The sequence below is a fragment of the Deltaproteobacteria bacterium genome (assembly GCA_016234845.1).
In the GTDB taxonomy this organism is placed as follows: Bacteria; Desulfobacterota; Deferrimicrobia; order Deferrimicrobiales; family Deferrimicrobiaceae; genus JACRNP01.
Genome location: JACRNP010000051.1, coordinates 1 through 12,134 on the forward strand (window position 1 = coordinate 1; position 12,134 = coordinate 12,134).

The following is a 12,134-nucleotide window of genomic DNA, read 5'->3' on the forward strand; positions in this document are numbered from 1 at the left end:
GGCGCAGAAGGCCATCGCCAAGAGCCTCGAGCGGATGCTGTCCAAGCAGAAGATCACCGAGGAGCAGATGAAGCAGGCGCTGGGCCGGATCTCCTTCTCGACCGACGTCGGCACTCTTTCGGGCGTCCCCTTCGTGTTCGAGGCGGTCTTCGAGGACGTCGGCGTCAAGAAGGAGCTCTTCGGGAAGCTCGACGCCGTCTGCGGCGACGACACGATCTACGCCACCAACACCTCCTCCCTCTCCATCACCGAGATGGCGGCGTTGACGAAGCGGCCGTCCCGGTTCGTCGGGATGCACTTCTTCAACCCGGTCCCGATGATGCAGCTGGTGGAGGTCATCCCCGCGATGCAGACGGAGAAGGCCGTGACCGACCTGGCGCGGGCGATGGCGGCGAAGCTCGGAAAGACGGCGATCACCTGCAAGGACACCCCCGGGTTCGTCGTGAACCGGCTGCTGGTTCCCTACATGCTGGACGCGGCGCGACTCCTCGAGGCGGGCGTGGCGTCGGCGGAGGACATCGACACCGCGATGAAGCTGGGGTGCGGCATGCCGATGGGGCCCCTGGAGCTGATGGACTACACCGGCGTCGAGATCTCCTACCTGGTCGGCGAGATCTTCCACGGGTACACGAAGGAGTCCCGGTTCGCCCCCCCGGGGCTGATCCGGAACATGGTGAAGGCCGGGTACCTCGGCAGGAAGACCGGCAAAGGGTTCTACGACTACTCGGAGAAGAAGTAGCGACTAGTGTAACGTCTCGCAAATAGCCTGACGCATCGAGAGCGTCGATGCGCCGCGCCAGCAAGGCGCGGAAGTGAAGGCGTACCGGGAGAGTACGACGAACTTACGCAACAAAGCTGGAGCGGATGCAGCGGCGCTCGAATGCCAGGGTATTTGCGAGACGCTGCACTAAGTTTCCGGCCGACATCCAACGAAAGGAAGATAGGCCATGGCGTGGAGCAAGGAAGAGACGATCGGTCGCGCAGAGATGCGGAAGATCCAGCTCGACCGCCTCCGGAAGACGGTCCGCTACATCCACGGGAAGAACCCGGTCTACAGGAAGAAGCTGGACGCGGCGGGAGTCAAGCCCGCCGCCATCAAGACGCTCGACGACATCCGGAGGATCCCCTTCACCACGAAGGGGGAGATCCGCGACAGCTACCCGTTCGGCCTGTTCACGGCATCCCGGGAGGACATCGTCGAGTTCCACGCGACCTCGGGAACCACGGGGAAGCCGGTCGTTGTCGCCTACACAAGGAACGACATCGACCTCTGGTCCGACGCCATGGCCCGCGCTTTCACCGCCGCCGGCGTCACGAAGGACGACATCGTCCAGAACATCTACGGCTACGGCCTCTTCACCGGGGGGCTCGGCGCCCACTACGGCGCCATCCGGGTCGGTGCGTCCGTCATCCCGATGTCGGGAGGGAACAGCCAGCGCCAGATCATGATGATGCAGGATTTCGGCAGCACCGTCCTCACCGTGACCCCCTCGTTCCTCATGCACATCCACGAGATCGGCGAGCAGATGGGAGTCGACTTCCGGAAGCTGAAGCTGAAGACCGGCCTGTTCGGGGCGGAGCCGTGGAGCGAATCGATGCGCGGGGCGATCGAGGAGAAGTTCGGCATCACGGCGTGCGACCTGTACGGCCTCTCGGAGATCATCGGCCCGGGCGTGGCGTTCGAGTGCCGGGAGGTCCGGAACGGGCTCCACATCAACGAGGACTACTTCTTCCCGGAGATCATCCACCCCGAGACGCTGGAGCCGCTTCCGCCCGGCGAGACGGGAGAGCTGGTCTTCACCACGATCGGGAACGAGGGTCAGCCGCTGCTCCGGTACCGCACCCGGGACATCACCCGGCTGATCCCGGAGAAGTGCGCCTGCGGGCGAACCCTGGTCCGGATGCAGCGGGTCACCGGCCGCACCGACGACATGCTGATCATCCGGGGGGTCAACTTCTTCCCGTCGCAGATCGAGTCGATCGTCCTGAAGCGGCAGGGCGTGTCGCCGCACTACATGGTCGTGGTCGACCGGAAGGGGACCCTGGACGAGGTGGAGGTCCGGGTCGAGGTCACCGACGAGTTCATGGCGAAGGCGGGCGCCGACGTCCTGAAGGGGAGCGAGCAGGAAATCCTGAAGGACGTGGCGCTGGCCCGGCAAAAGATGGAGAATCTGAAGAGGGACATCAAGGACATCATCGGCATCTCGGTGAAGATCACCCTCGTGCAGCCCGGATCGATCCAGCGCAGCGAGGGGAAGGCCCGGCGGGTCGAAGACCGGCGCCCGAAGACATGAGCAACCGAACCGGAGCCGCAGTTCGCCAGGAGGGGACGTCGCCAGGGATGAAAGCGGAACGGAAGATCCTGTCCGGCAACGAGGCGATCGCGCTCGCGTTCACCGATTCGGGCGGCGTGTTCGCCTCCGGCTATCCGGGGACGCCCAGCACCGAGACGCTGGAGGAGGTGGCCCGGCTCGGCGAGGTGTACTGCGAGTGGGCCCCCAACGAGAAGGTCGGGCTCGAGGCGGCGATCGGCGCCTCGATCGCGGGGGGCAGGGCGATGGCCACCATGAAGCACGTCGGGGTGAACGTCGCCGCGGACGCCCTGCTCACCCTGAACTACACCGGCGTCAACGCGGGGCTGGTCCTGATGGTGGCGGACGACCCCGGGATGCACTCGTCGCAGAACGAGCAGGACAGCCGGAACTACGCGAAGTTCGCGAAGATCCCGATGCTCGACCCGTCGGACTCGCAGGAGGCGTACGACTTCCTGCGGGAGGGGCTCGCCCTGTCCGAGCGGTTCGACACGCCCGTGATGCTCCGCACCACGACCCGGATCTCGCACGCCAAGGGGATCGTCGAGCGGCAGGGGAGGATCGAGCCGAAGGTCGGCGAATGGGTGAAGGACGTCCCGAAGTACGTCATGCTCCCCCACTTCGGGAAGGTCCGCCACGCCGCGATCGAGGAGCGGCTGCTGAAGCTCCGGGAGTTCGCCGAGACCACTCCGCTCAACCGGGTGGAGATGGGGGACACGGAGCTCGGGATCCTCACCTCCGGGATCTCCTACCAGCACGTGAAGGAGGCGTACCCGGACGCCTCGATCCTGAAGCTCGGGATGGTCCACCCGCTCCCCGAGGGGAAGATCCGGGAGTTCGCGGGGAAGGTCTCCCGGTTCATGATCGTGGAGGAGCTGGACGGGATCTTCGAGGAGCAGGTCCGCGCGATGGGGATCCGGGTCGACGTCGGGAAGGACAGGATCCCGTACTGCGACGAGGTCAACGCCGACGTCGTCCGGGCGGCCGCCGGCGGCGGCGGACGCCCCGCGGGGGCGGCCCCGGCCACGGACCTCCCGCTGCGGCCCCCGACCTTCTGCCCCGGGTGCGCGCACCGCGGGGTCTTCTCGATCCTCGCGAAGCTCAAGGTGTTCGTCTCCGGGGACATCGGCTGCTACACCCTCGGCGCGCTCGCGCCGATGAACGCGATGCACTCGTGCATCTGCATGGGGGCGAGCATCAGCGCGGCCCACGGGATGGCGAAGGTGAACGAGATCGCGGAGAGGCCGGGGAAGCCGGTGGCCGTCATCGGGGATTCGACCTTCTTCCACTCCGGGATGACGGGGCTCCTGGGAATGGCGTACAACGGCGGCAACGCCCTGGTCGTCATCATGGACAACCGGACCACCGGGATGACCGGAGGGCAGGACAACCCGGGCTCCGGGCGGGGGCTGATGGGGCAGGCGGCCCGGCAGGTCGACATCGTCGCGCTCGTGAAGGTCCTGGGGATCGAGAACGTGTTCGAGATCAACGCGTACGATCTCAAGGAAACGGAGGCGGCGATCCGCCGGGGGCTCGAGACGCCGGGGCCGTACGTCCTGGTCGACCGGAACCCGTGCACCCTCCGGTACCGCGTGAAGCGTCCGGTCCTGGCCGTGGACCCCGGGAAGTGCACCGGGTGCAAGGCGTGCCTGAAAGTGGCCTGCGTCGCGCTGGGCCTTACGGCCGACGGCGACAAGCCGAAGGTGCGGATCGACCCGGAGATCTGCAACGGGTGCGGCATCTGCTCGAAGCATTGCCGGTTCGACGCGATCGCCCAGAGCCGGGCGGGGGGGGGCGATGGGAATCTTTAACATCGTCATCGCGGGGGTCGGGGGACAGGGGGTCCTCCTCGCCTCGAAGGTCCTCTCGGAGAGCGCGCTCGTCGCGGGGATGGACGTGAAGCAGAACGAGGTGCACGGGATGGCCCAGCGGGGCGGGAGCGTCATCTCCTTCGTCCGCATCGGCCCCCGGGTCGGCTCCCCGGTCGTCATGCCGGGGACGGCGGACCTGCTCATCTCCTTCGAGCCGCTCGAGGCGCTTCGGCACCTCCATTACCTGAAGCCGGGCGGCATGCTGGTGTACAACAAGGCGACCATCAACCCGAGCACCGTGGCGTCCGGGCTGGCCGCGTACCCCGCCGACGTGGCGGAGCGGATCGCGATGGCGGTCCCGGGCGCGCGCGGGATCGAGGCGCTCGCCATCGCGAAGGCGGCCGGAAACGCGAAGGCGGTCAACATGGTGATGGTCGGATCCGTCCTCAAGGCCCTCCCGATCGACCCGCGGATCGTGGAGGGCGTCGTGACGGCGATGTCGAAGGGCAGGGGAGCCGAAGTGAACCGGAAGGCCCTGACGGGCGGGGCGGCGGCCTGATCCGCCGGACGCGGCGCCGGAGGTATCCATGAAGCTCAAGCAGCTCTCGGTCTTTCTCGAAAACGCCCCCGGGCGTCTCTACGAAGCCACGCAGGCCCTGGGCGACGCGGGGCTCAACCTCCGGTCCCTCTGCATCAGCGACAGCTCCGACTTCGGGGTCCTGCGGATCCTGGTGTCCGACGTCGCCCGCGCCCGGCGGGTCATCATGGAGAAGCAGCTCCCGGCGCGCGTCGACGAGGTCGTCGCCGCCGAGATCGAGGACATCCCGGGGAGCCTCGCCCGGCTCCTTCTCCCGTTCAAGGAGACCAAGGTCAACGTCGAATACATGTACGCCCTGGCCGGAACCTCCTCGGGCAGGGCGGTCATGATCTTCCGGTTCAGCGACAACGACCGGGCCATCGAGATCCTCCGGGGCAACCACGTGAAGCTCCTCGACGCAGAGGCGTTCGGGATCCTGGAAAACCGGGCATGAAGGGAAACGCGTTCGATCCGAAGAAGTTCGCGGTGATCGGCGCCGGCCCGGTCGGAGCGGTCGTCGCCGCCTTCCTCGCCGCGGGGGGGCGCGAGGTGACCCTGTGCGACGTGGTCCCGGCGCTCCTCGCCCCGGCCCTCTCCCCCGGGATCGTCATCGAGGGGACCGACACCGTCACGGCGCGGGTCGCGAAGGTCACGACCGACGTGGACGACCTGATCGCGGATCCCCCCGACGTGATCGTCGTCGCGGTCAAGGCCACCGCCCTGCCGCTGCTCGCATCGGCGCTGGAAGGGGTGGTCGGCGAGGGGAGGTACGTCGTCAGCTGGCAGAACGGCGTGGACACGGAGCGCGTCCTCGCCCGGAACCTCGGCGATGCGGCGGTGCTGCGGGCGGTCGTGAACCTCGGGTGCGTCCCGATCGCGCCGGCGCACGTGCGGATCGCCTTCCACCACCGTCCCCACTACATCCAGGAGATCGATCCGCGGTCCCGGGACGCCGCCGTCGCGATCTGCCGCGTGTTCACGGAGTGCGGGCTCGAGACCCGGCACACCGAACAGATCCACAACATGGTCTGGCGCAAGGCGATCCTCAACGCCTGTATGAACCCCATCTGCGCGGTGACCGGCAAGACGATGGCCGAGGTGATCAACGACCCGATCCTCTTCCACCTGGTCGACGCGCTCATCAAGGAGGGGGTCGCCGTCGCGCGGGCCAACGAGGTGGCCCTCGGTTCGAACTTCTACCCGTACTGCATCCACTACATCCGGAGCGCCGGGCACCACAAGCCGTCCATGCTCCAGGACATCGAGGCGGGCCGGAGGACCGAGGTCGACTTCATCAACGGCAAGATCGTCGAGTACGGCGTCCAGGCCGGGACCGCCACCCCGAACCACACGATGATCCGCGGCCTCGTGAAATCCCTCGAGCCGAAGTGAACACGATCCGGGAGAATGTCTCGCGGCTGTCGGCCCGGATGTGCGACCGCCCCCAATACCCGGCGCAGGGCGCGGTCCTCTTCGTCGACCTCGAGCGCAGGGAGCACTTCTCGCGGCACCTCCCGATCGCGGTCTTCCGCTCGTTCCTCTCCGCCCGGGGGGCGAACATGTTCCTCCTCTACAACCTCCTGCCCGACGGGAGGGAACCGCTCGACCCCGAGGTCCCGCTGATCTTCGGCAGCGGGACGTTCACCGGCGCCGTCCCCGCGGCGGCGCGGGGGAACGTAAGCGGCGTCTCCCCCGACAGCGACGCCGTCCTGGACAGCAACTGCGGCGACGTCTTTCCCGCGTTTCTCAAGGGCCTCGGGTACGACCACCTGGTCCTGTACGGCCGGTCGCCGGGGTGGACCCTCCTGCGCCTGTCCGGAGGGGAGGTCGCGTTCGACGACGCCGCGCCGTACCTCGGGATGGACAACGCCGACGTGACGCGGGCGGTCGAGAGGGACTACTCCTGCAAAGAGCGCAAGGACATGGCGATGGCCCGGATCACCCGCGCGGGGGAGAACCTCGCGCTGTGCGCCGGCATCATGGGGGGCCCCAAGGCGATCTACGCGCGCGGCGGGCCCGGCGCGAAGATGGGGTCCATGAAGGTCAAGGGGATCGTGATCCTCGGCCGCCCCGCTCCCGGGGCGCGCTCCGCGGAGTTCGTGGAGAGGAACCGGGAGCTGGCGCGGAAGATCCTGTCGACCAGCGTGGTGAAGCACGCGCTGAAGACCGTCGGGACGCCGTTCCTCTACAAGCCCAGCCGGATCCTGGGCGCGATGGGGGCGAAGAACAACCAGGAGACGCAGTGGTACGACACGCTCGACGCCGACAACTTCGACGTCTACCGGACCGGGATGGACGGCTGCCACAAATGCCCCATCCGGTGCCGCCCGCTGAACGATCTCACCCCGGAGGGGAAGGGGGGGTGGGGGGCCAAGGCGCTTTCGGGAGTCGAGGGGAACGCCGGCTACGACCGGGAGCAGGCCGCACTCGAGCATCGCCGGGAGAAGGCGTACAAGGGGGTTCGCGGGGACGGCGCGTTCGACCGGTTCGACAAGGGGGACGGTCCCGACTACGTGACCCTCGGGAAGATGGGGCCGATGGTCGGCATCAAGGAGCCGGAGCAGGCGCTGCGGCTGAACAACATCGTGAACGACCTCGGGCTCGACTCGGCGAGCACGGGCAGCGCGATCGCGTGGGCGATGGAGCTGTACCAGCGCGGGATCATCACGCGGGAGGACACGGGAGGGCTCGATCTTTCGTGGGGGAATTACGAGGTCATCGAGAAGCTCCTCTTCCTGACGGCGACGCGCGAAGGCTTCGGGGACGTCATCGCGGACTCCGGCCGCGCGGTTGCGCGCGGCCGGTATCCCGCCGAGGCGCTTGCGTACCGGATGGCCGTGAAGGGGCTGTTCCAGTCCGACCCGCACGACGCGCGGATCCTGAAAGGGTTCGCGCTGGGGCTGGCCGTGGCGACCCGGGGGATGGACCACCTCCGGAACCGCCCGACGCTCGAGATCAACGCCCGGATCAACGACAACCGGGAGTTCAAGACCGCCCTCTACGGCGGATACGTCGCCCCCGAGCCGAACGTCTACGAGGGGAAGGAGCACGCCGTCCGCGCGTGCGAGAACATCTTCGCCGTCGGCGACGCGGTCGGGATGTGCCGTTTCGCGACCCGGCTGTTCAATTCGCCCTCCACCGCCGACTACGACGACTTCGCGCGGCAGCTCAAGGAGCTCACCGGGGAGGATTTCACCCCCGGGGCGCTCGACGCGATCGGGCGGGACATCACCGGGATCGAGCGGCTGATCAACGCGCGGCTGGGGCTTACCGAAAAGGACGACACGCTGCCCGACCGGTGGTTCGAGGAGGCGGTAACGGCGGGGCCGTTCGCCGGCGAGAAGATCGACCGGGGGCGGTTCGATGAGCTCAAGGGGCGCTACTACGAGCTCCTGGGCCTGAACCGGGCGGGCGTTCCGTCCCTTTCGTGGCACCGGCGGCTGGCGGAGATCGTGACCGGCTTCGCGGTCGAGGTCCGCCTTCCCGAGGGGATCCCGGGCGCTCCGGAGGGAGCGGTCATCGTCGACCGGCCGGTGGGAACCGTCGCGGAGCTTCGGGAGGCGCTGGAGATCCGGCTCCCGCACGCCGTCCGGGAGCTATCGAACAGCTCCCTCGTCGTCTCGGTGAACGGCGCGATGGTCCTTTCGAACGAGAAGGGGGCGGCGGTCCGGTCCGGCGACGAGGTCGCGATCGTGCGGATCATGGGGGGCGGATGAACGAACGGCGCGCAGCGACGGCGGGAAGGGCCGATCGGGGCGGGGAGTTCCTGCTGACCGGCGCCGCGGGGAAGCGGATCTTCACGCCGGGGGATTTCCCGCCGGACCGGCGGCAGATCGCGTGGACCGCCGGGGAGTTCGTCCGCAAGGAGCTTCTCCCGGACATCGACCGGATGGAGCGCCGGGATTTTCCGCTCGTGGTCGAGAAGATGCGGAAGTGCGCCGCGCTCGGGCTGTTCCTCGCGGACGTACCCGAGGAGCACGGGGGCCTCGACCTCGACAAGGCCACCGGAATGCTGATCGCCGAGACGCTGGGGCCGTCCGGGTCGTTCTCCATCACCTTCAGCGGGCACACCGGCATCGGAACGCTCCCGCTCGTCTACTACGGGACGGAGGACCAGAAAAGACGGTATCTCGGGAGGCTCGCCTCCGGGGAGTGGATCGGAGCGTACTGCCTGACGGAGCCCGATTCCGGGAGCGACCCGTTGAGCGCCCGGGCCACGGCGCGATTGTCGGAGGACGGCCGAAGCTACCGGCTCACCGGGGTGAAGCAGTTCATCACCAACGCCGCGTTCGCCGACCTGTTCACGGTGTTCGCGAAGATCGACGGGAAACGGTTCTCCGCGTTCCTCGTGGAGCGGCGGTTCCCGGGGGTTGCCGTCGGACCGGAGGAGGAGAAGATGGGGCTGAAAGGCTCCTCCACGGCGCAGGTCATCCTGGAGGACGCCGAGGTCCCGGTCGAGAACCTGCTGGGGGAGGCCGGGAAGGGGCACAAGATCGCCTTCAACGTCCTGAACATCGGCAGGCTGAAACTCGCCGCCGGCGTCACCGGGATGGCGAAGGGGGCGTTCGCCTCCGCCGCGGCGTACGCCGGGCAGCGGAGGCAGTTCGGCCGGGTCATCGGCGAGTTCGGCGCCATCCGGGAGAAGCTGGCGGACATGACGGCGGCGATCTTCTCGTGCGAATCGGTCGTGTACCGCGTGGCCGGGCTGCTCGACTCCGGGATCGCGGCGCTTCCCCGCACCCGGTCCGATTCCATGGAACGGTACATGAAGGCGATCGAGGAGTACGCGGTCGAGTGCGCCATCGCGAAGGTCCACTGCACGGAGGCGCTGGCGTACGTCGCCGACGAGGCGGTCCAGGTGCACGGCGGCTACGGGTACATCCGCGACTACCCCGTCGAGCGGGTCTACCGGGACGAGCGGGTCCACCGGATCTTCGAGGGGACCAACGAGATCAACCGCCTGCTCATCCCCACCTTGCTGATCCGGAAGAGCGACAGCGGGGAACTCGACCTTCGCGGGGAGGCGGCGGAAGCCTCTTCCCGCGCGAAATCGGGGAAACGGGGGAGGGCATCGGGGAACGGCGCCTTCGGCGGGGACCTTCGGTTCGTGGACGGCCTCAAAGCGGCCTTCCTGGAGATCCTGGACGCGTCGTGGAACGCGAAGGAGAGCCAGGAGGTGCTGCTCGCGCTGGCGGACATGGCGATCGGGATCTTCGCCATGGAGACGGTCGTTCTCCGGGTCGGGAAGGAGCACGCCGCGTCGGGCGGCCGGGAGAAGGACCTTCTGGCGGCGGTCGCGAAGGCCGCGATCTTTACCGGCGCGGGCCGGTTCCACGCGGCCGCATCCCGGTGCTGCGCGTACGCGCTGCCGGGGGAGACGCTGGCTTCGCGCCTTGCCCTCTTGTCCCGGCGCTGCGCATACCCGGCCGACGGATTGCTCGCGGCGAAGCGCCTCCTCGCGGAGGCGTCGACGGAGGCCGGCCGGTACGTTTTTCGATCCCACGGGCCGTGAGGAAGGCCGGGGACGCGGGGAGGGAGCAGGTGGGAGAAAGGCATTTCGCGCCGCTGGATCTGGCGCCCGCGGAGGTCGACGCGCAGAAGACCCCGGAGGGCGGATATCTCCTCCGCTCTCCGAGGGCGCTGGAACCGCACGAGGAGAGCCTGGGGGCGATGTTCCGCCGATGGGTTGCGGAGTCCCCCGACCGGATCTTCCTCGGGGAGCGCGACGCATCGGGAGAGTGGCGGCTCGTGACGTGGGGGGAGGCGGGCCGGCTCGCCGACTCCGTGGCGCAGGCGCTGATCGACCGCCGGATGGGTTCGGAGCAGCCGGTCATGATCCTCTCCGGGAACTCGGTCGACCACGCCCTCCTCATGCTCGGGGGATTCATCGCGGGCGTCCCGGTGGTCCCGGTCTCCGTCGCGTATTCGCTGCTGAGCCAGGATTTCTCCAAGCTGAAATCCATCTTCCGGGAGGTTGCGCCCGCGCTCGTGTTCGCCGAGAGCGCGGAGATGTTCTCCCGCGCGCTCTCCGCGCTCGATCTCGCCGGGGTCGAGGTCGTCGCGAGCCGCGGGACGGTCGAGGGAGTCCCGGTCACCCCGTTCGCATCGTTCCTTGAGACGGTCCCGACGGAGGCGGTCTCGAAGGCGTTCGCCGCGGTGCGCCCGGGATCGGTCGCCAAGGTGCTCTTCACCTCCGGCTCCACGGGGCTGCCGAAAGGGGTGATCAACACCCACCGGATGCTCTGCTCGAACCAGCAGATGCTGGCGCAGATCTGGCCGTTCACGAAGGCCACCCCGCCCGTCCTGGTCGACTGGCTCCCGTGGAACCACACCTTCGGCGGGAACCACAACTTCAACCTCGTCCTGAAGCGCGGCGGGACCCTCTACGTGGACGGCGGCAAGCCGGCCCCCGGCCTCGTGGAGCAGACGGTCCGGAACCTCGCGGAGATCTCCCCGACCGTCTACTTCAACGTCCCGGCCGGCTTCGCCATGATCCTCCCCTTCCTCGAGAGGGACGCAAGCGTCCGGGACAGCTTCTTCCGGCGGCTGCAGCTTATCTTCTACGCCGGGGCCGCCCTGTCGCAGGACCTCTGGCGGCGCCTGGAGGCGGTCTCCCTGGAGGCCACGGGGAGGGTGGTCCCGATGACCTCCTCCTGGGGATCGACGGAGACCGCCCCCCTCGCCACATCGGCCCACTTCCCGATCGACAGGGCGGGAGTCATCGGGATCCCGTGTCCGGGGGTGACCATAAAGATGGTCCCCAGCGGCGGGAAGTACGAGCTCCGCGTGAAAGGTCCGAACGTGACGCCCGGGTACCTGCACCGCCCCGACCTGACCCGCAACGCCTTCGACGCGGAAGGGTTCTACCGGATCGGGGACGCCGGGACGTTCGCCGACCCGGACGACCCCGCCCGGGGGATCGTCTTCGCCGGCCGGGTCGCGGAGGACTTCAAGCTCTCCACGCACGTGGGGAACGTGCGTCTCGCGGTGATGGCGGCCGCGGCGCCGGCCCTGCAGGACGCACTGGTGACCGGGCACGACCGGGAGGCGATCGGGATCCTGGCCTGGCCGAACCTCCTCTGGCTGCGGGAGGTCTGCCGGGACACCGGGGGGAGCCGGCCGCTCGCGGAGCTCGTCGTCGAGGAGGAGGTGCTCCGGCACCTCCGGGATACGCTTGCGGAGTACAATGGACGGCAGCAAGGCTCCGCGACGAGGATCGGGCGCGTCCTGCTCATGACCGAACCGCCTTCGATCGACGCGAACGAGATCACCGACAAGGGATACATCAACCAAGGAGCCGCGCTGGAGCGGCGAGGGGAACTGGTGGAACGGCTGTACGCGGATCGACCGGACCCCGGAGTGGTCGTCCTGTGACCGGTCCGGCCCGGGGCCGCCCGCGCGAACAAACCAAGAAGGAGGGGGAGACGGTGAAAA

At 68.4% G+C, this 12,134-nt stretch carries 9 protein-coding genes; all 9 read left to right on the top strand.

The genetic code is table 11. The annotated features are described in order from the left end of the window. Positions 1-739 (top strand): 3-hydroxyacyl-CoA dehydrogenase family protein (locus tag HZB86_04345; GenBank protein MBI5904768.1); only part of this gene is annotated, 739 nt, incomplete at its 5' end. A 208-nt stretch (positions 740-947) separates the two neighbouring features. Beyond that, complete coding sequence (locus tag HZB86_04350) at positions 948-2,294, top strand: phenylacetate--CoA ligase (protein MBI5904769.1); 1,347 nt, start codon at positions 948-950, stop codon at positions 2,292-2,294. A gap of 47 nt (positions 2,295-2,341) precedes the next feature. Next, positions 2,342-4,123, top strand: coding sequence for a 4Fe-4S binding protein (locus HZB86_04355; protein MBI5904770.1), 1,782 nt, complete (start codon positions 2,342-2,344; stop codon positions 4,121-4,123). Continuing rightward, a complete protein-coding gene (locus HZB86_04360; GenBank protein MBI5904771.1) occupies positions 4,110-4,682 on the top strand; it encodes an indolepyruvate oxidoreductase subunit beta in 573 nt (190 codons plus the stop codon). The genes HZB86_04355 and HZB86_04360 overlap by 14 nt, the downstream gene beginning before the upstream one ends. A 28-nt stretch (positions 4,683-4,710) precedes the next feature. Further along, the gene (locus HZB86_04365) at positions 4,711-5,154 is read left to right on the top strand and encodes an amino acid-binding protein (GenBank protein ID MBI5904772.1); all 444 of its coding nucleotides are present in this window, start codon (positions 4,711-4,713) and stop codon (positions 5,152-5,154) included. Then, complete coding sequence (locus HZB86_04370) at positions 5,151-6,092, top strand: 2-dehydropantoate 2-reductase (protein ID MBI5904773.1); 942 nt, start codon at positions 5,151-5,153, stop codon at positions 6,090-6,092. The genes HZB86_04365 and HZB86_04370 overlap by 4 nt, the downstream gene beginning before the upstream one ends. Before the next feature lie 38 nt (positions 6,093-6,130). Next, the gene (locus HZB86_04375) at positions 6,131-8,416 is read left to right on the top strand and encodes a MoaD/ThiS family protein (GenBank protein MBI5904774.1); all 2,286 of its coding nucleotides are present in this window, start codon (positions 6,131-6,133) and stop codon (positions 8,414-8,416) included. Continuing rightward, positions 8,413-10,212 (top strand): acyl-CoA dehydrogenase family protein, encoded by a 1,800-nt coding sequence (locus tag HZB86_04380; protein ID MBI5904775.1) that lies wholly within the window; start codon positions 8,413-8,415, stop codon positions 10,210-10,212. The genes HZB86_04375 and HZB86_04380 overlap by 4 nt, the downstream gene beginning before the upstream one ends. Beyond that, complete coding sequence (locus tag HZB86_04385) at positions 10,209-12,074, top strand: feruloyl-CoA synthase (GenBank protein MBI5904776.1); 1,866 nt, start codon at positions 10,209-10,211, stop codon at positions 12,072-12,074. Before HZB86_04380 ends, HZB86_04385 begins: the two co-directional genes overlap by 4 nt. Positions 12,075-12,134: the final 60 nt, after the last annotated feature.